Source organism: Pedobacter sp. KACC 23697 (genome assembly GCF_045348445.1).
GTDB lineage: Bacteria > Bacteroidota > Bacteroidia > Sphingobacteriales > Sphingobacteriaceae > Pedobacter.
On record NZ_CP157485.1, the window covers coordinates 2839251 to 2859050 of the forward strand.

Annotated in this window: 15 protein-coding genes and 1 tRNA gene; 12 read left to right on the forward strand and 4 right to left on the reverse strand. The window is 39.8% G+C overall.

All coding sequences use genetic code 11. The annotated features are described in order from the left end of the window. Window positions 1–94 precede the first annotated feature (94 nt). From ABEG20_RS11320 to ABEG20_RS11350, 7 genes are all read left to right on the forward strand, one after another. The gene (locus ABEG20_RS11320) at window positions 95–949 is read left to right on the forward strand and encodes an alpha/beta fold hydrolase (RefSeq protein WP_406823455.1); all 855 of its coding nucleotides are present in this window, start codon (window positions 95–97) and stop codon (window positions 947–949) included. A gap of 1361 nt (window positions 950–2310) precedes the next feature. Next, window positions 2311–2919: a hypothetical protein gene (locus tag ABEG20_RS11325; protein WP_406823456.1), complete on the forward strand. Its 609-nt coding sequence runs from the start codon at window positions 2311–2313 to the stop codon at window positions 2917–2919. Window positions 2920–3072: 153 nt separating this feature from the next. Continuing rightward, window positions 3073–4422 (forward strand): M28 family metallopeptidase, encoded by a 1350-nt coding sequence (locus ABEG20_RS11330; protein ID WP_406823457.1) that lies wholly within the window; start codon window positions 3073–3075, stop codon window positions 4420–4422. Window positions 4423–4467: 45 nt separating this feature from the next. Then, on the forward strand, window positions 4468–4941 hold the full coding sequence (locus tag ABEG20_RS11335; protein ID WP_406823458.1) for a TspO/MBR family protein: 474 nt from the start codon (window positions 4468–4470) through the stop codon (window positions 4939–4941). Between the two features lie 29 nt (window positions 4942–4970). After that, window positions 4971–7289 (forward strand): patatin-like phospholipase family protein, encoded by a 2319-nt coding sequence (locus tag ABEG20_RS11340; protein ID WP_406823459.1) that lies wholly within the window; start codon window positions 4971–4973, stop codon window positions 7287–7289. Beyond that, a complete protein-coding gene (locus tag ABEG20_RS11345; protein WP_406823460.1) occupies window positions 7286–7816 on the forward strand; it encodes a hypothetical protein in 531 nt (176 codons plus the stop codon). Before ABEG20_RS11340 ends, ABEG20_RS11345 begins: the two co-directional genes overlap by 4 nt. Before the next feature lie 580 nt (window positions 7817–8396). After that, window positions 8397–8900 carry a 2'-5' RNA ligase family protein gene (locus ABEG20_RS11350; protein ID WP_406827394.1) on the forward strand — a complete coding sequence of 168 codons (504 nt, stop codon included), beginning with the start codon at window positions 8397–8399 and terminating at the stop codon, window positions 8898–8900. Here the strand turns inward: ABEG20_RS11350 and ABEG20_RS11355 are convergent, their stop codons facing one another. After that, window positions 8901–11324 (reverse strand): BamA/TamA family outer membrane protein, encoded by a 2424-nt coding sequence (locus tag ABEG20_RS11355; protein ID WP_406823461.1) that lies wholly within the window; start codon window positions 11322–11324, stop codon window positions 8901–8903. It lies immediately after the preceding gene. Here ABEG20_RS11355 and ABEG20_RS11360 point away from each other — a divergent pair. The 3 genes from ABEG20_RS11360 (at window position 11315) to ABEG20_RS11370 (ending at window position 12409) form a co-directional block, all read left to right on the forward strand. Beyond that, window positions 11315–12061 carry a TrmH family RNA methyltransferase gene (locus tag ABEG20_RS11360; RefSeq protein WP_406823462.1) on the forward strand — a complete coding sequence of 249 codons (747 nt, stop codon included), beginning with the start codon at window positions 11315–11317 and terminating at the stop codon, window positions 12059–12061. The two genes, ABEG20_RS11355 and ABEG20_RS11360, sit on opposite strands and share 10 nt — an antisense overlap. A gap of 69 nt (window positions 12062–12130) precedes the next feature. Continuing rightward, window positions 12131–12204: transfer RNA gene (locus tag ABEG20_RS11365), tRNA-Cys, on the forward strand. 34 nt (window positions 12205–12238) lie between these two features. Then, window positions 12239–12409 carry a hypothetical protein gene (locus ABEG20_RS11370; RefSeq protein ID WP_029275070.1) on the forward strand — a complete coding sequence of 57 codons (171 nt, stop codon included), beginning with the start codon at window positions 12239–12241 and terminating at the stop codon, window positions 12407–12409. Window positions 12410–12856: 447 nt separating this feature from the next. Here ABEG20_RS11370 and ABEG20_RS11375 read toward each other — a convergent pair whose 3' ends face one another. The 3 genes from ABEG20_RS11375 to ABEG20_RS11385 form a co-directional block, all read right to left on the reverse strand. Beyond that, on the reverse strand, window positions 12857–13885 hold the full coding sequence (locus tag ABEG20_RS11375) for a quinone-dependent dihydroorotate dehydrogenase (protein ID WP_406823463.1): 1029 nt from the start codon (window positions 13883–13885) through the stop codon (window positions 12857–12859). A gap of 376 nt (window positions 13886–14261) precedes the next feature. Then, window positions 14262–14912, reverse strand: coding sequence for an NAD(P)-dependent oxidoreductase (locus tag ABEG20_RS11380; protein ID WP_406823464.1), 651 nt, complete (start codon window positions 14910–14912; stop codon window positions 14262–14264). Window positions 14913–14984: 72 nt separating this feature from the next. Continuing rightward, a complete protein-coding gene (locus ABEG20_RS11385) occupies window positions 14985–15395 on the reverse strand; it encodes an Rrf2 family transcriptional regulator (protein ID WP_406823465.1) in 411 nt (136 codons plus the stop codon). A 325-nt stretch (window positions 15396–15720) separates the two neighbouring features. On the opposite strand from ABEG20_RS11385, the gene ABEG20_RS11390 reads away from it, so the two are divergent. Continuing rightward, window positions 15721–17628, forward strand: coding sequence for an ABC-F family ATP-binding cassette domain-containing protein (locus tag ABEG20_RS11390; protein ID WP_406823466.1), 1908 nt, complete (start codon window positions 15721–15723; stop codon window positions 17626–17628). 578 nt (window positions 17629–18206) lie between these two features. Beyond that, on the forward strand, window positions 18207–19484 hold the full coding sequence (locus ABEG20_RS11395; RefSeq protein WP_406823467.1) for a DUF5103 domain-containing protein: 1278 nt from the start codon (window positions 18207–18209) through the stop codon (window positions 19482–19484). Window positions 19485–19800 lie beyond the last annotated feature (316 nt).

The following is a 19800-nucleotide window of genomic DNA, read 5'->3' on the forward strand; positions in this document are numbered from 1 at the left end:
CAGATTAAAATGGTGCTTTTTGTTCATTTTTTATTTTTTTATAAAAAAACTGTTACATTCCCTACCTTAAGAAAGAATTTTAAAATCAAACACTTTGCATCCAATACTCATCAGAAATAATGTGAAAATACTTGGCGAAGGCAGCCAGGTACTCCTATTTGCCCATGGCTTCGGCTGTGCACAAAACTCCTGGAAATACATCACAGATGCTTTCCTGGAAGATTATAAGGTAATCTTATTTGATTATGTAGGCTCTGGTGATTCAGACCTCAGTCAATACGATCAAAGGAAATATGCTACGCTTGAAGGATATGCCTGCGATGTAATTGATATTATACAAGCGCTTGATCTGAAGAACATTATATTTATTGGGCATTCGGTGAGTAGTATGATCGGCATGATTGCCGCACTGCAGCTACCAGATGTGTTTAAAAAATTGGTATTTATTGGTCCATCACCCCGCTATTTAAACGACCATGATTATATCGGCGGATTTAATGCTAAAGACATTGAAACCATTTTTACGCATATCGCCCATGATTATGTGGCCTGGAGTAAACAATTGGCACCGGTAGTGATGGACAACCCTGGTGAACCTGAACTTTCTGATTTTTTACACGAGTGTTTTGAAGCCACCGACCCGAGTGTGGCGCTGGCCTTTGCAATGGCCACCTTTAAAGCCGATTACAGAGACAAATTGAAAAACCTCGAAGTACCAAGTCTAACCCTGCAATGTACGAAGGATGCAATGGCTCCATTATCGGTTGGAGAATTTATTCATAAAAATACACCCGACAATTTTCTGGTCGTGATGAAAGCTACCGGACATTTTCCGCAAATCAGTGCGCCCGACGAAACCATCCGGGAAATAAAAGATTTTATTGAAGATGCCGGTTTAAAATCAGCATCAGATCTTCCATATGCTCCTGAGAATTTTGCTCATCAATAACTGATGTTGGCTAAGTAGCTAACTTTTGGTCCAAAGGTTTCAACTACGAAGTTTCATAGGGAGAGATTAAATAGCTTTTTTTAACCGCAAAGTGCGCAAAGGAGAGCGCTGAGCCCGCAAAGTGTTAACCACCAAGCCGCACAGAGAGCGGCACAGAGAAGCACTACGCAGCTACTCTAACCGCAAAATGCGCAAAGGAGAGCGCTGAACCCGCAAAGTGTTAACCACCGAGCCTCACAGAGAGCGGCACAGAGAAGCACTACGCAACTACTCTAACCGCAAAGTGCGCAAAGGAGAACGCTGAACCCGCAAAGTGTTAACCACCAAGCCTCACAGAGAGCGGCACAGAGAAGCACTAAGTAACTACTTTAACTGCAAAATGCGCAAAGGAGAGCGCTGAGCCCGCAAAGGGTTAACCACCAAGCCTCACAGAGAGCGGCACAGAGAAGCACTACGCAGCCACTCTAACCGCAAAGTGCGCAAAGGAGAGCGCTGAGCCCGCAAAGTGTTAGCCACCAAGCCTCACAGAGAGCGGCACAGAGAAGCACTAAGTAACTACTTTAACTGCAAAGTGCGCAAAGGAGAGCGCTGAACCCGCAAAGTGTTAACCACCAAGCCTCACAGAGAGTGGCACAGAGAAGCACTGCGCAGCTACTCTAACCGCAAAGTGCGAAGGAGAGCGCTGAACCCGCAAAGTGTTAACCACCAAGCCTCACAGAGAGCGGCACAGAGAAGCACTACGCAGCCACTCTAACCGCAAAGTGCGCAAAGGAGAGCGCTGAGTCCGCAAAGTGTTAAACACCGAGCCTCACAGAGAGCGGCACAGAGAAGCACTAAGTAGCTATTCTAACCGTAAAGTGCGCAAAGGAGAGCGCTGAGCCCGCAAAGTGTTAACCACCGAGTTTCGCAGAGCGTGACGCAGAGAAGCACTAAGTAACTACTTTAACTGCGAAGTGTGCAAAGGATACATAGATTGGCGCATGTAGGACTGCTAAGTTTTGGTAAAATTTTACTTCCGCCTATACCGATGCTTTGATTCGAAAAAGCTCATATCTGATTCATATTCCTTTTTACAGACTTGGTATTTTCATATTGATTAATGCTGAAATTAACTCATCCAGCAATTTTAGACTCATCAAAGGTTGTGCTATCTCAAAGAGACATATCGAAAGATTCAAAAGAAATGAACAAAATGAACAAAATTCATGTCAGCTGAAATCCAATCTGATTCTCATCACGTATATACGCCAGTTCAATATTGACAACGCCAGTGATATCGCCGTAAGAGGCCTCTAAGGCTTATTAAATTGACGTTTGAAGAAAATTTAAAAAAATTATCCTTATTATCCATAAAGAATAAAATGAACAAGATTAAAACGATTACACTTTTCTCCATTGCCATCCTTTCGATTTATACGGCTAAAGCACAAACCTTTAAAGAGCCGGTTGGATACCAACTTAAAAATGGCCTGAACATTATTATTTCTGAAAATAATAAATCGCCAAAGGCTTATTCCAGCTTCACCCTGGATACTAAAGCATTCAATACAAAAAAAGATGGTGTAGTTGAATTATTAAATGCCGTACTCAATGAAAATGTAAGCAAAAACGCCAATATCAGTTTTAAAGATAACAGTGGCAAATTGGCTACAGCCAGCGCAGATTTCGAAAAAGATTTAACTGAAATGGCTGTGCTGATCCAGAATGCTACCATTGATCAAAAAACTTTCAATACAGCCAAAGCTAAATTATTAACCAGTATTAAGGCCAAGGATTACGATTATGATCAAACGGTAAATGAAAACTCGATCAATGCCTTAACCCTGGCCGATGTTAAAAACTTTTATAGCCAGATTTCTCCTGAAAAAACATTTTTAACCATTGCTGGTGATGTGGAATTAAATACAGCTAAAGCTTCAGCAAAAAAAGCTTTTGGTAATTGGAACCGGACACCAGAACTTACAAAGTAGTACTAAAATTAAGTTAAAGCCCTTTGATTCGTTTCAAAGGGCTTTTTTATGCCCTAATTGTTACACGCCTCTGCGTTTTAGTCATTCATATTCCAGTAATCATTTAATATCTTCGTTTTAACTAAAGCTGTCATTACCTAAAAAAGCCCTAAGATGAAAAAAACCTATATCCTACTTACTTTTATAGCCACCAGTTTATCGCTACAGGCTCAGGTTGTAGTTAACCGAAATCAGGATATCGAAAAAATGGTTAAGACTGTAAATCCCGATTCACTAAAATCGTACATCAGTAAAATGGTTTCTTTCGGCACCAGGAATACGCTTAGCGATATTAAAAGTAAAACAAAAGGCATCGGAGCGGCCAGAAATTGGGTGGTGAGTAAATTTAACCAGTTTGCCAGGAAAAGTGATGGCAGGCTTACCGCATACCTGGACACAGTTACATTTAAACCTGATGGCAAAAGAGTAGACCAGCCTACACTTTTGGGCAATGCCGTAGCCATATTAAAAGGCACGGACACAAACGACAAACGTGTTTATGTGGTAAGCGGACACCTCGATAGCCGCGTTACCGATGTTATGAACAGAACCAGTGATGCACCCGGCGCCAACGATGATGGTAGTGGTGTTGCAGGCGTAATAGAGGCTGCGAGAATCATGAGTCAGTATAAATTTCCGGCAACCATCATATTTGTAGCCGTAAGCGGTGAAGAACAATCTTTATTAGGCTCTGGTTTTATGGCCGCAAAAGCAAAAAAAGAAAACTGGAACGTGGATGCCATGCTGAACAACGATATGATTGGCAGCAACAACAGTAGCGAAACACAAATTATTGATAATACCAGGCTCCGTGTATTCAGCGAGGGCTTACCCAGCTTAGATCTGGATAAAAATGCAAAAAGTATCCGCCAGTTTGGTTTAGAAAACGATGGTAAAAGCCGTCAGTTGGCCCGCTATGTTAAAGAAATAGGCGAGCGGTATGTAGATCAGTTAGAGGTTAAACTCATTTACAGAAATGACCGGTTTCTTCGTGGCGGAGACCACACCCCATTCGTAGAGAATGGTTTTACGGCCGTACGCTTAACCGAAATGAACGAAAACTTCGATCACCAGCATCAGGATCTCAGAACAGAAAATGGTGTGCGGTATGGCGACCTGCAGGAATTTATGGATTTCGAGTATTTACGCAAAAATACAGGTGTTAATATTGCAGTTTTGGCCAACCTGGCCAAAGCCCCTTCCAGCCCGACCGAAGTCAAGGTGGATGTTAAGAACCTGAGCAACTCTACTTTTTTATACTGGAAAGCACCGCTTAATGGTACTGCAAAAGGTTATTATGTATTAATGCGCGAAACCAGTAGCCCTGTTTGGGAAAAGAAATTTTTCACTTCAGCTACCGAACTAAGATTGCCTTACAGTAAAGACAATTATTTATTTGCTGTTCAGAGCGTTGGCAATGATGGCAACGAGAGCTTACCTGTGGTACCAGGTATCGGCAGATAATAAAACATTTGGGACTGGTCTTTGTTTAAAAATCAAATTTTAGGCATGAAATTCAAACCACTGGCTTTTATTATTAATATTGCCATCACACTGGGTGTTGGTGCGCTGGGTGGATTGGCAACCGCTCAATCTGTTAAAACCTGGTATCCAACCTTAAATAAGCCATCATTTAATCCACCAAACTGGCTTTTTGCACCTGTCTGGACTACCCTTTACATCCTCATTGGCATCGCTGCCTATCTGGTTTGGGTTAGACGCGATAAAATTGTTCATTTCCCTCGTACTGTAGCCATCTACCTCATCCAGCTGATCTTAAATCTCGCCTGGTCGTTCATTTTCTTTTATCTGCACGAACTTGGCTTTGCCCTGTTCGAAATTATTTTACTGTTAATTATCATTGTTATCAATGCAGGTATGTTCTATAAGATTAACAAATGGGCGGGTTTACTATTCATCCCCTATATTTTTTGGGTAAGTTTTGCATCATTTTTAACCTATAACATTTTCATATTGAACTGATTTTAAAAGAAAAACACTTATTTTTAGGGGTGGTAACTTTTAAAAGATATTTGCTGATCCTGTTCGTTCTGTGCTGTAGCCAATTGCAGGCGCAAAAGGTAGGTCTTGTATTTAGCGGTGGCGGTGCAAAAGGATTGTCGCATATTGGCACATTAAAGGCCCTGGAAGAAAACCACATCCCTATTGATTACATTACCGGCACATCTATGGGTGGCATTGTAGGCGCTATGTATGCCGCAGGTTATAGCCCAAAACAGATTGAGGAGATCGCGCTCAGTAGCGATTTTCAGAACTGGGTAAACGGGCGTTACACCAGCGATTATACCTATTATTTCCAGAAAAATGCACCAAATGCCTCTATGCTTACTGCAAAAGTAGCTATTGATACCGGTTTTCATTTTAGTTTCCGCTCTAACCTGATTAATGACATCCCTTTAAACTTTGCCTTTCTTGAGCTTTTTTCACAGGCTTCTGCCGTTTCCAAAGATAATTTCGACAATCTGTTTGTTCCCTACCGCTGTATGGTGGCTGATGTGCTTTCACAAAAAAGCATTACCGTAAGCAAAGGAAGTTTGGCAGAGGCTGTAAGAGCAACGATGACGGTCCCTATAATTTACCGTCCGATTAAATTAGACGGAAAGTATGTTTTTGACGGCGGGCTTTATAATAATTTCCCGGCTGATGTGATGGAAAGAGATTTCAAGCCCGATTATATGATTGGTGCCAATGTTTCTTCCAAAACCTACAACGAATACCCTAAAAATATCGACGATCGTTTAATGAACCGCTTTCTGGTTTACATGTTCCTATCCAAATCAGACTCGACCATGATCGGTAAAAACGGTGTTTACATCCAACCCGATTTAGCTACCTATAGCGTAACCAATTTCGCTCCGGTAGAAGAACTGATCAAAAAAGGATATGATGCCACCATGGCTGATATGCCTAGAATTAAAGCTTTGATCAGCAGAAGAGTAGGCGATGAAGAACTGGCACAGAAAAGGGAAAAATTTAATTCGAGAAAACCAGATCTCAAATTCAGCAACATCATGGTAACCGGTGTAAACAACCAGCAGAAAAAATATGTAGAAAGACTCTTTAAAAGTGATAAAACGACTTTTAACCTGCAAGATATTAAACGTGGCTATTACAAACTTGTTGCCGACCAAACCTTTGAAACGGTATATCCCAAAATTTCTTATCAAGCAGCAACAGATAGTTATACTTTTGAGGTAGTGGCACAGCCGAAAAAGAGCTTCAAGCTGGAATTGGGCGGCAATATTTCAACCAGACCCATCAGTAATGTTTTTTTGGGCGCACAATACAATTACCTCAACCGCAAATCGTATACTTTTGGAACCAGCTTTTATTCCGGTCGTTTTTACGAATCGGTACAGCTAAATGGCCGGGTAGATTATCCAACCAGGCTCCCCCTGTTTCTGGCAGCAGAGCTAACTTATAATCACTGGAATTTTTATAATACCAGCCAGATCTTTATCGAAAACCCACATCCCATTTATATCGAACAATCTGACCGGAAAATTGATCTCATGATGGGAATGCCCCTAAATTACAATACCAAAATTGTGCTCCACGCCAACTTTATCAATAATAATGACCGTTACAGCCCCAATAACACTTTTGCAGTAGGCGATTTATTAGATCAAACCATATTTAATGGCTTCAGAGGCTCGCTAAACTTAGAAAAAAATTCGCTGAACAGAAAACAATATGCTACTAATGGACAGCATTTTTCATTAAGTTTTAATTATACCACCGGTCGCGAAAATTATAATCCTGGGAACATTTTCCGCAATACCCCTGGTTTTGTGAAAATTCCCGGTAGCAGCCAGCTCCGCCAATGGGCCAGTATTAAACTCACCCAGGAGAACTATTTTTTACACCTTAAAAAATATACTTTAGGTTATATTGTAGAAGGTGTAATTTCGAATCAGCCCTTATTCAGCAATTATTACGCAACGCTATTAACCGCCCCGGCCTTTTATCCGCTACAAGATAGCCGCTCGCTATTTCTCGATAAGTTTAGGGCAACTACCTATGCCGCTGGTGGAATAAAAAACATTTATAATGTTAAAAAAAATCTTGACTTTAGATTGGAGGGTTACTTATTTTTACCGCATAAAGAATTTGAACAAAATAATTTTCAGGATATCAATTACGCAAAGGCCATTACCAAATTACGCTATGCAGGTACCGCAGGCCTGGTTTATCACTCGCCTTTGGGCCCGGTTAGCCTGAGTTATAATTTATATAATGATGCGATTAAAAGAAATGGCGTATTATTGCATATCGGTTATTTAATTTACAATAAACGTTCTATCGAATGAAACGAATCATACTCTTGCTGGCGCTGTGTTTAACTGGATTATTCAGCATTGCACAAACAGCATCAATCAATAATTTTCTGGTAAAAGAGAATTTGCTTAAAAACAGTAAACTGGCCATTATAGCAGCCGATTCGTTGAATAACCCTAACGAAAATATAAACGGAACCTATACCTTTAGCGTAAGTGGTTTTACGCAGGTACTAAAATTTAACGATGGCATAGCTGTGCTGCCCTTACCAATCGATAAATCGACCTTCATTTATATTAAACACCAAAATGATGCCGGCACGCATAGCAAACTGGTGTATGTATACAAAAAAGATACCGATTTAAGTCCTTACACCATCAATAGTTTATGGTTATTTATTATCCCTATTTTACTGATAGTTATAGCCTTCGCCTTCCGCAAACTCATCATATTTGTGGTCATTATACTCCTGGTATTTGCTTATTTCAACCACAGCAACGGGTTAAACCTGTCTACCTTTTTCGAAAGTATTTTTGATGGATTGAAGAACCTGGTCTGATTTGCCTTAGTAAAATCATCATTACGAGGAGAAACGACGAAGCAATCTTTCTACTACGGGTTGAACTTTGCAAATAAATAAGATAATCCAGAAGATCGCTTCGTGATAACAGGTTCATTATTTTTTTAAGAAAAGCAGTACCCATGGTGCTTCCGTTCTGCCAGTCCCGCCCTTTGCTTAATCCCGGTAGATTAATCGGTAAATAAAATGATGCTTAAACCGGGATAACGCTGCCGGTCGGGTTTAGTTAACATAAGTCTGTTACACTGTCAGATTTCTCCGTGTTCATCCGTGTATCCGTGGCAAAATATAAGGGTTTTTTATTTCGTGGTGTCTGATGTTTCCATCTGACAGCAAAGCTATAATTAGCCCGAAAAAAGGTTATGTTTTAAAGCAGTTGTTAATTAAGGTCAGTTGTTTAAAAATAATATAGTTCGTATCCAAGGTACCATCACACAGCAGATTTGCTCAGGCTAATTCTATTTTTACTTACTAATATTTTTAGTAAATTTGTTTTATGGAAAATTTATTTTTAGTGTGTTTAATTCCGCCCATTTCTATCGTATAAGACATAAATGAGATCAGAACCTACATTTCAGATAAATTTAATGTGCATGAATCATTAAAGCGTCCGGCACATATTACCTTATATCCTCCGGTAAAACTTTCATCACATGATGCAGAAAAAAGTTTTTTTAAGGTTTTGGCCGATGCTGCTTTCCATCAGCCCTTTATACAGGTGCTCCGAAATTTCAACTCCTTCCCTGAACATACCTTTTACCTCGATGTTGAACCAAATGAAGGATTAATGCTGCTGGAAAAACAGATAACCAGCGCATTACAGCCACTGAAACTGATCGAAAAAAAAGAAAAATTTAATCCACATTTAACCCTGGCATTCAGAGATATAAAACCCAGTTTCAAACAAATTTGCACCGAATTTAAAGACCGCAGATTTAAGCGTGAATTTGTGGTTTCATCTTTCTCTGTTTACAGGCACATGGATAAAAGATGGCAACCCTTTACAGAATTTTCTTTTAAAGATCCCGATACCAAACCCAAAGCATTAAGTCTTTTTGATTAATTAAAACGGCATTCCGATACCAAAGTTGTATTGTATAAAACGATAGGTATCTGGCCCGTGCGTGGCATTATAACTATTTTTAAAATCTCTTGCCCCGGATAAAAACTTACTGATGACCCATTGATCCGAACCTGCGAACTGAGGATCTTTAAGTTTTAATCCTACATCAAACCTGAAAACAAAATATTGCACATCATATCTCAGCCCTACACCTGTTCCAACGGCGAGTTGCTGGGCTAATTTACTCAATCTAAATATGGTTTGCTCATCCAGTGACGGACTAGCTACAAGAATTGATTCGCCCCTGCGCAGGTTCCATACATTACCGATATCAACAAATGCAGCGCCTTTTAATGTGGCACCTAAAAACTTTTTGGCCACGGTAAAACGGTATTCAAAATTCGTTTCAATACGCATGGTTCCAAGCTGGTCAAGTCCAAAAAATGCTCTCCTTAAGGTATCACTCCTCAAAATACCTCTATCATAGTTTCCAGGACCTATGGTTCTTGCCTGCCAGGCCCTTATTCCGCTTGATCCACCAGCAAAAAACTGCTTTTCAAAAGGTATACCTGTTAAGACTGAATTTCCATAGGCATAAGCTACACCTGCATTTAAACGGGCAATAAACTGTCGATCACCACCTAAGTGTTTATACCACCTCAAGTCAACTTCAGGACGCATGTATTGGTTAAATGGTAAGCCCAATATTCTTGCCGGGTTGTTGTTTGCAGGATCACCTTTTTTGCCGATTAATCCGGATATTCCCTGCAACATATTCCCCGCAATATCCATTCCTGCCCTTAAATAAACAAAAGACCGGTATTCATTTAATTTATTTGCATTTAAAGTATAGGTATATTTCATGCCCAGTGTTAAATCTTTACGGCCTAATAATGTGGAGTAATAAAGGTTGTTCAATACGGTTTGCGCATCAACATTAGGGTCTAAATAGCCAAAACGGTATTCGAAATTTAAGGGCGTAAAAGAATGCAGCTTAGATTTGGTTTCAAACCAATCATAAGTAATGGAGTTGATAAAAATCCTTCTAACCGATACATCTTTCTGAAGTGCATAAATGTAGCTTGATGCAAAAGTAGTGTGCGGCATACCATTACCACCCAAAACCGGATTGTAGAAAGGGATCATCAACCTGGGTACGGTAATACTCGAACTGATCGAAAAATCACGCTGATAAATATCACTAAAAGGTTTTGCACCATTGCCAATTCTGGATTGCAAACCACCTTTTACCTGAAGCTCAAAACGTTCCGCCCCTCTAAAAATATTGTTATTCGTATAAGTATTTCCAATGGTAAATCCTACCGTACCACCATTAAAAGGCACCTCGCCTTCCACCCGGTTACTCATTACCTTTTGTGGAATAAGCTGGATTACTGTATTTATTTTGTTTGAAGTACTGTCCCTTCTGTAATAATCGATTTTTACGTTTTTAAAAATATTGAGTTCGTATAAACGATCGTAAGTGAGGTTTTCATTTCGGATATCATAAAGATCGCCCTGTTTCAGAAAATCATACCTAACAATGGGGTTTCTGCGATAGCGTTTCGAAAAATCGGTGAACATGATACCATTAACGGTGTCTTTACTGAGCTTATAACGTACCGAATCTGGAAAACCATCAGGATTAGGTGCAATAATCATATGGGTGTATCCAATGTTGAACTGCTTATGTTCACCATCGTTGGGATCAGTTACATTCAGGTTCAGGTCTATTTTATTGGTTTTAGAAGTAGGCTCTGCACCGTATACGTCGAAATTTACATAGGGCCTTAAGAAATAGAAATAACCATTTTCCTTCATAATCCGGTAAATCTGCTCCCTTTCATATGTTAAAGAATCTTCATCATATTGCATTCCCTTATGTAAATGGGTTATTTTAGCCTTGTTCGATTCGTAAAGGTTTTTAATATTTCGGTTTGGTATCGAATCAGAAAGCTTATCGATAAAATAGGCAGGTCCCGGTTTTGCCGTGAATACAATTTCGGCCTTTTTATCTGCAACCTTTATCTCGGCTTTGACTTCGGCCCGTCGATAGCCCTTACTTTTTAAAAATTTCTGTATCTGTGTTCTGGAAATTTCGACCAATGTGCTGTCTAAAATGGCTGGTGGCGTACCAAAGGGCTTAATATCACTGGTTTTATACCGACCGTCTTTAGTATTGAAAAAATTGTATAAAGGTACATTAATGCTCAATTTCGATGCCGGTCTGATGTCTTTCTGAACATAGTTGTAAGCCTGTTCTTCAAATTTTGCATCAACACTGTCAATAGTTACCTTTTTCACTATCGATTGGTAGTCTGCAATGTACTTAGTTGACGAGCAGGCCTGAATTAAAACAATAATAAATAGTAATATTGCAGTGCTTTTCAGTTTAATATTTATTGAGTGTTGGTATGCTTTCAAAATCACAGATTAGTTTTATAAAATCGTTACATCAAAAAAAATATCGTAAAGAACATGGTTTGTTTATTGTTGAAGGTATAAAATCCATACAGGAATTTTTTCAATCAAGCTACCAGATCCACACTATATTTTATAACAGCGAGCAATATAATTTGTTACCCAAATTACCTGCAAATATAAACTTATTTGAAGTAAAGAACGCCGAATTAGAGAAGATTAGTACGCTGCAAACGCCACAAGGCTTTTTAGCGCTTGTTCATATTCCCAAAAACAGCGCACTGGTACCAAAAGAGTTAAAAAATCAGTTTACCTTGGTATTGGATGGTGTACAGGATCCGGGCAACATGGGCACCATTATCCGTACGGCAGATTGGTTTGGTTTTAAAAACATCATCTGTTCTGCAGACTGTGTAGAAATATACAATCCTAAAACGGTACAGGCCACCATGGGCTCTTTGGCCAGGATAAATATTTATGAAGCAGATTTACCGGCATTGCTGGAGCATAATACCATCCCTGTATTTGGTGCATTATTAGATGGCGAATCGATTTACAAAACGCAATGGGGAACTGAAGGATTGGTAATTTTAGGTAATGAGGGGAAGGGCATATCGGCAGAGGTGATCAAAAAAATAAATAAGCCCGTCACCATTCCAAGAGTTGGACAGGCCGAATCGTTAAATGTAGCGGTAAGCGCAGCAATCTTTTGTGCTGAATTAGTGCGAGTTCGGAACTAAATTAGATAATTATTAAAATAATGTTTGCGGGCTAACTTATAATTGCTATTTTTGCAGCCTTGAATTTATGGTCGAGTGGCCGAGTGGCTAGGCAGAGGTCTGCAAAACCTTCTACAGCGGTTCGAATCCGCTCTCGACCTCCATTTGTACAAATAAAATAATTAAAAGGTTATTACCATGGCAGTTACCAGATTAAAAAGAAAAGACAGAAGAAATAAAAATACAGCTCACCAAGAGGTAGCATTTTTAAAAAGAGCAACTAACATCGAGTTAGGAAGCCGCTCTGCACAACCTAAAAACGACCAATTAGCTAAAAACAATGCCGTTTTAGCTGCTTTGGCAAAATAGTTTTTAGAAATTCTTCTTAAAGATTTAAAGCATCCTTCTGATCAAAGGATGCTTTTTTTGTTTCCGACTGCAAAGTGTCTTCGACAAGCTCAGACTGACAAAGCGTGTAATTAAGACACCATACCGGAATGACCGCTATAAAATGAATTGGGTGACGATTTATTTTCATAACATTTTCTAACTAACGAATGTAAGAACCACAAAACTTAGTTAAATAAACCCGATTTAGCGTAAAACCCGAAGGCGAGGAACGAACCAAGGCTTTGAAGCGAGAGCGGGACTGGTGCCGCCCATGAAATGCTGACTTTCATTTCACAAAATGTGAAGATTAAAATGTTCTGGCTATAGCTTAACTACCTCGTCATGCTGAACTTGTCTCAGCATCTTTCCTGGAGGAGAGATCCTGAAATAAATCCGATAGCTATCTGATCAGGGTGATGACTATATTTAAACCAGCGCCTTACAGATATTTTTGATCAAACCTGGTCCTTCATAAATAAAACCCGTATACAATTGAACTAAAGATGCCCCAGCATCTAATTTTTCTTTGGCATCTTTTGCGGAATGTATTCCGCCTACACCAATAATTGGAAACGCTTTGTTTGATTTCGCTGAAAGATAACGAATGACTTCCGTAGAGCGTTCTTTAACAGGTTTACCACTCAAACCACCGGTTTCAACAGTTAAATCTTTCTCAGTAGCCAGGTTTTCCCTGCTGATGGTGGTATTGGTGGCAATAATGCCTGCAATTTTTGTTTCTGCCACAATTTCGATAATATCATCTAATTGTGCATCAGTTAAGTCAGGCGCAATTTTTAATAAAATCGGACGTGAAATGTCGTTTTTACGATTACGTTGCTGTAAAGTATTGAGGATTTTCTTCAGGGGTTCTTTTTCCTGCAGTTCGCGCAAACCTGGCGTATTGGGCGAGCTTACATTCACCACAAAATAATCGACCACATCAAAAAGACGGTCGAAACATTTAATATAGTCGCTTACGGCATCTTCATTTGGAGTAGCCTTGTTTTTACCAATATTCCCACCTACCACAATGTCAGGATGTTTATCTTTTAACAAGCGCAAACGCTCGGCCATTACATCCACCCCCTTATTGTTAAAGCCCATCCGGTTAATTAAGGCTTCATCATTAGGTAAGCGGAACATCCGCGGTTTATCATTTCCAGGCTGAGGCATGGGTGTTACCGTACCCACTTCGATAAATCCAAAGCCTAAATTACTAAGTGGCTCTACGTATTCGCCATTTTTATCAAACCCGGCGGCCAATCCAACAGGATTCCTGAATTTTATACCAAAAACCTCGCGCTCTAAACCTTTAATATGCACATCAAAGCTGCTACGGATAATGGTTTTACCAAGCGGGAATTTATCATTAAACCATTTTAACCGCTTAACTACAAAATAATGTACGTTTTCAGGGTCAAATTTGAAGAATATTGGTTTAATAAGGCGATACATGCCACGAAGATAAGAACTTATAGGTAATTATGGAAGATGGAAAATGTAAAATGGATGATGAACCTTTCAATAGCCCCATAAGTTCACTAGTTCATTTGCCATTTGTTCATTTGCCTGGGGCACCAAGTACAAGTTTCATATACAACTTTAGTTGATGGTTTGATAGCCACGAGTGATCATTACGAATGACCAGTAATCAATTCCCAATAATCCATGCGATAAACATTTCGCACATCAATTATGAACCATCAAACCATGAACCTTGGCAACCTGCCTGTTAACGAATAAAGCAATGAATCAACTTCCGCCCTCATCCATTTCCCATCCTACATCTTCCATTTTCCATCTTCCCTTTTACATCTTCCCTTTTCCATCTTTAGTACGCTGCCGTAAACTGCTCCCGGTGATGTGCATTATTTTCCAGCTCATCAGCAATAACAATCGCCAAATCTTCTACCGATAAAACAGAATGGCCTTCTTCATTAAAAACCGGGCTGGTTTTACCCAAACGGTATTTCCCGGTACGGCCGGTCGTAATGCCCTGATGCATCTCAATTGCCGGACTAAAAAATAACCAATCCAGTTCTTTCTCCTGTTTCAGCGTGTTAAAATAATCCCTTACAGCCGTTGCGCCTGGCTTGATTTCAGCAGGGAAATTCGGTCCATCTACAACCTGTTGACCATCAATCTGCAAGGTACCTGCTCCACCGATAAAAATGTAACGTTTAACGCCCGATGCCTTTACCGCAGCCTGAATGGCATTTGCGCCCTCTAAAGTATCGTGATATAAATTGGGGTTGGTCCACCCTGCGTTAAAAGCACTTACTACAGCATCAGCACCTGTTAAAACTGCTGTTAATTTTTCAGTATCCAAAACATCTACCGCTACCTTACTTACCTTTTCATCGTTAATTTCAATTTTGGCGGTATCGCGTGCAATGGCGATTACTTCATTTCCGCGACTTACTAATTCGTTCAAAATGGCTTTGCCTACAAATCCGGAGGCGCCTATTAGTGCTACTTTCATGTTATTTAATTTTTAGTTTATGTACTTATTTTTAAGTGTAATCTTTTTTATTACAGTTTTAGTTAAAAAAATTTATTCAAATTTCGAGGCAAAATCTGCCAATGTCTGTTTGGACAAATTGGCGATAAGGGCATGCTCTGCAGCGTTGTAAAGGGTATCTAAATGTTGGTTGATCTGCCTACCGATCGGACATTTAGGATTCGGTTCATTTTTATGCTGCCCTAACACATTGCTGCTTCTAACCGATTGGTACACTTCGCCCAGATTAATATCTTTAGCATTTTTAGCCAGAAAAGAACCTCCACCCTTGCCTTCCTTGCTCTCCACAAAACCATGCTTACGTAGATTCATGATTTCCTTGCGTATCAAAACAGGATTGACATTGATACTTCCCGCCAAGTATGCTGAACTCACAACACTACCCTTTGCCTCATTTAATAAGGTTAAGATGTGTAGGGAGATGGGAAACCTGCTTGTACTCATTCTGTAATTATTTTTATTACAGTACAAAGGTAAGAAGGTTTTATAGAAATCAAAATTTATTTTTCAATTCCACAACAACTGCCTCTTCACTTCCCTACCGTTGACTGATTTTAAAAATCTCCGTCATTTCGACTGTAGCGCAGCGAAATGGAGAAATCTTTGAACTATGTAGAAAGATTTCTCCACTGCGGTCGAAATGACGACTTTTCGCGGCTTATCATTTCGCTAGGATTCTTCTGTCACTAATATTGATCAGAATGACAGTTTTTCCTATTTGACTTTCCATCTGAAAAAAGCCTTTAAATTTCGTACTTTTGCAGCCGAAATGATTTCAATAAATAATTTAACTTTCCTGATTGGCTCAAGGGCCTTATACGATGACGCGAACTGGCACATCAAACCGGGCGACAGAGCTGGTTTAATTGGCGCCAATGGAACAGGAAAATCAACACTATTAAAAATAATTGTAGGCGAGTACGCCCCGAGTTCGGGTACCGTTTCCATGTCTAAAGACCTGAAAATTGGTTACTTAAACCAGGATTTACTTTCTTACGATTCGCACCATAGCATTTTGCACGTGGCCATGGAAGCTTTTGAGCGCCAGAACCAGTTGCATGATGAAATTGAAGAACTGCTTAAAAAAATCGAGACAGATTACAGTGAAGAGGTTTTATTTAAATTAAGCGATAAACAGCAGGAGTTTGAAGCTTTAGATGGTTACAACATCGAATATAGAGCTAACGAAATTCTGGCTGGTTTGGGTTTTAGTACGGCAGATCAGTTACGCCCGTTAAATACCTTCTCAGGAGGATGGCGAATGCGGGTAATGCTGGCCAAAATATTACTGCAAACTCCTGATATCTTATTACTGGATGAGCCCACCAACCACATGGATTTACCATCTATTAAATGGTTAGAGAACTATTTAATGAGTTTTGAAGGCGCCATTGTAATTGTGTCTCACGATAGGTATTTCCTGGATAAGATTGTAAACCGTACAGTCGAATCACGTAAAGGCAAGTTAACTGTATATGCAGGTAACTACAGCTTTTATGTAGAAGAAAAAGCCTTACGTGGCGAAATCCAAAAGGGTGAATTTAAAAATCAACAGGCTAAAATTAAACAGGAAGAACGTTTAATTGAGCGTTTTAAAGCAAAAGCGAGCAAGGCTAAAATGGCCCAGTCGCGGATGAAAGCTTTAGACAAGATGGAGCGTATTGATGATGTGGATGATGATAACCCCACCGTAAATTTTGCCTTCAAATTTTCTAAACCATCAGGCAGGCATGTGGTGAGGATAGAACACGCGCACAAGAGTTATCCAAATGTGCATATTTTAGATGATGCGGAAGGTGTGATCGAAAAAGGCGACAAAATTGCCTTGATCGGTGCAAATGGTAAGGGTAAATCTACATTACTGAGAATGATTGCCGGAGCTGAAAAATTTGAAGGTTTCTGCGAAACGGGTCATAACGTGACCACCACTTTCTTTGCGCAGCACCAGTTAGAGTCGCTGCATTTAGAAAATTCAATTTTAGAAGAGTTACAGGCCTTTGCGCCAAAACATAGCGATACCGAATTACGGAGTATTTTAGGTTGTTTCTTATTTACCGGTGATGATGTGTTCAAAAAGATCAAAGTGCTTTCCGGTGGAGAAAAATCACGTGTGGCCCTGGCTAAATCCTTAACTACAGATTCAAATTTCCTGATTCTGGATGAGCCGACCAACCACCTGGATATCCAATCGGTAAATATCCTGATCCAGGCATTGCAACAGTTTGAAGGTACTTTTATTGCCGTTTCTCACGATAGGTATTTCTTAGATAATGTGGCCAACAAAATCTGGTTTATTGAAAGCGGAAAAATTAAGCAATACCCTGGCACTTATGCAGAATATGAAGAATGGAATAGCAAAAGGGTAATTCCTGCAGCTAAACCTATTCCGGTTAAAATGCCTGAAAAACAAAAGGAACAGCCCAAACCAGTTACCCCCAATACGGCTAACCAGTTAAAAAAACTGAACGATGAGCTGCAGAAAACAGAAAAGCTGATCACCGAACTCGAGCAGAACGTTAAAAATATTGAAGCAGAACTGGCAGACGAGAATGTTTACGCCAAAGCCGATAAACTGGCTGAAGCCAACAAACGTTACCTGGCAACGAAACAGGAGTTAGATAACAGTCAAACTAAATGGGAAAGTTTAGCTGCTGAGATTATGGAGCTGGAAGGTTAGTTAACAAGAAGTTAATTAGACATAAGAGTTGTATCATAAATATAGATTGTCATCCTGAGCTTGTCGAAGGACCTGGTTTAAATACCTTACAAGGCATTTCGACAGGCTCAACGTGACAAATCCGATTGAATTGCAATTATATGATACAGTTTTTTTTGCCATGGAAACGCAGAAGAAGGTTTTTGATGTTAGCATCCACTAACGCGGTCGTCATTGCGAGGAGGAACGACGAAGCAATCTTTCATGCTAGCGATTCTTGCCTTAAATTTTTGTTCAATATTTTTTGCCACCGAGACACAGAAACACGGTGATTAATATTTCAGCCTATGTCATGCTAAGGCACGAAGCATCTGTTTCATAGGTAGCAGATGCTTCGTGCCTCAGCATGACAGCATATTCAAGGTTGCGGCGTACAAAAAACACCTCTGCGTCCACGGGCAATTTCCCTTACCTAATGAACCCCTCCACGAAGGTAGGGATGATCATACGCCTGAAAATCTTCCGTCTTAATCCGTGCTTCCGTGGCAACCATCCAAAAGTCCATTTTGTCCCTTCCCAATAAAACTTTACTTTTAACCATGCAGAAAATAGTATTTACGGTTTTATTTTTCATCTCTACATTTGCCTTAGCGCAAAACGACACCAGGTTTACCAACGAGAATAAAATTTATCTTCCAAATATTAAGACTGTGCTTTGCTACAATAGCAACAAAGAGCAAAGTTTACCTGTTATCATGCTCAATTCATCAGAAACGATAACATTTTCTTTTGACGACCTTCTTGCGGGCACCCAAAATTACTGGTACACCATTGAGCATTGCACTGCAGAATGGGAAACTTCCAAAATTTCGAGCATTGATTATTTAGGGAGTTTTAACGACGACCGCATCATCAATTACCGCTACTCTTCCAATACCGCCAGAAAATATACACATTACGAAATCAGCCTGCCCAATACGCAGATCCAACCCAAAATTGGAGGCAATTATGTATTAAAGGTTTATTTAGACGGCGACAAAAACAAACCGGTTATTTCGCAACGCTTCTATATGCTCGATAATCAGGTTGCGGTGGCAGCCGATATCACCAATTCCATGCAGGTGGAGAACAGGAATTATAAACAAAAAATCAACTTTACCATTAATCATACCTTTGCCATCCCAAATCCTTATCAGGACATCAAAGCTGTGGTGATGCAGAATTTTAATGCTAACACGATCCAGGTGAATACCAAACCTGCATTTGTACGACCAAACCAATTGGTTTATAACGACCTTAATACGAATGATTTTTGGGGAGACAATGAATTTAGGAAATTTGATACCAGGAGTTTGCGTTATAAAGCAGATAATGTAAAGGATATTTATCGCGATAATCAATCTGTAAATGTTATACTTTTCCAGGATGCACCCAGAACGGCAGGAGCGTTTGCCAACCAGTACGATGAAAACGGAGACTTTTTTATCCGTAATACCGACGGGCGCGATGATAAAACAGAAGCAGAGTATATGAGTGTTTTATTCACTTTAAATGCCCCGGCTCCCAGCCCTAACGGCGATGCTTATGTAATTGGCCGGTTTAACAATTTTACCATGAGCAATGAAAATAAACTGCTTTATGATGCCAGCAGGAAGCAGTTTTATGGCAATGTGATCCTTAAACAAGGCCTTTATGATTATGAATATGCCTGGTATAACAATGATACCAAAACACTGGAAACCAAACCTTTAGAAGGTGCATTTTTCCAGACCGAAAACAGTTATCAGATTTTCGTTTATTACCGCCGCCCGGGCGCACGTTGGGATACTCTGGTCGGTTTTACCAATTTAAGCAATAAAATTTCAGACGGAAGGTAAGCAGTACCATTGCAAAATCATAAGCTTAAATGACCTTACATCCCTGATATGGTAAAACCCTTTGCCTGTGATGGTCTGGTATAACCAAATATAAGTGGAATTTATTCAAAGATTCCTCACCGAATAGATCCAGAAAGGAACGATGAAGCAATATATCATGCTAATGATCGTCGCTGAAAAGGTTGCTTCCCCGTAAAGTCGGGGCAGGCTGTCGGCTGAAAAAGCCTTCTCGCAATGACGATTTAACGCGAAGGTATATAGGTTGGATCTTACCCTCAACCATATTGATTTGTATACCATAAATAACCCATCAAGA

Bases quoted from the DNA above. Each gene is read 5' to 3' on its own strand.
- ABEG20_RS11395 (WP_406823467.1), top strand. From the start codon at position 18,207: ATGCAGAAAATAGTATTTACGGTTTTATTTTTCATCTCTACATTTGCC.
- ABEG20_RS11345 (WP_406823460.1), top strand. From the start codon at position 7,286: ATGAAACGAATCATACTCTTGCTGGCGCTGTGTTTAACTGGATTATTC.
- ABEG20_RS11385 (WP_406823465.1), bottom strand. From the start codon at position 15,395: ATGAGTACAAGCAGGTTTCCCATCTCCCTACACATCTTAACCTTATTA.
- ABEG20_RS11360 (WP_406823462.1), top strand. From the start codon at position 11,315: ATGCTTTCAAAATCACAGATTAGTTTTATAAAATCGTTACATCAAAAA.
- ABEG20_RS11390 (WP_406823466.1), top strand. From the start codon at position 15,721: ATGATTTCAATAAATAATTTAACTTTCCTGATTGGCTCAAGGGCCTTA.
- ABEG20_RS11380 (WP_406823464.1), bottom strand. From the start codon at position 14,912: ATGAAAGTAGCACTAATAGGCGCCTCCGGATTTGTAGGCAAAGCCATT.
- ABEG20_RS11370 (WP_029275070.1), top strand. From the start codon at position 12,239: ATGGCAGTTACCAGATTAAAAAGAAAAGACAGAAGAAATAAAAATACA.
- ABEG20_RS11330 (WP_406823457.1), top strand. From the start codon at position 3,073: ATGAAAAAAACCTATATCCTACTTACTTTTATAGCCACCAGTTTATCG.
- ABEG20_RS11375 (WP_406823463.1), bottom strand. From the start codon at position 13,885: ATGTATCGCCTTATTAAACCAATATTCTTCAAATTTGACCCTGAAAAC.
- ABEG20_RS11325 (WP_406823456.1), top strand. From the start codon at position 2,311: ATGAACAAGATTAAAACGATTACACTTTTCTCCATTGCCATCCTTTCG.
- ABEG20_RS11335 (WP_406823458.1), top strand. From the start codon at position 4,468: ATGAAATTCAAACCACTGGCTTTTATTATTAATATTGCCATCACACTG.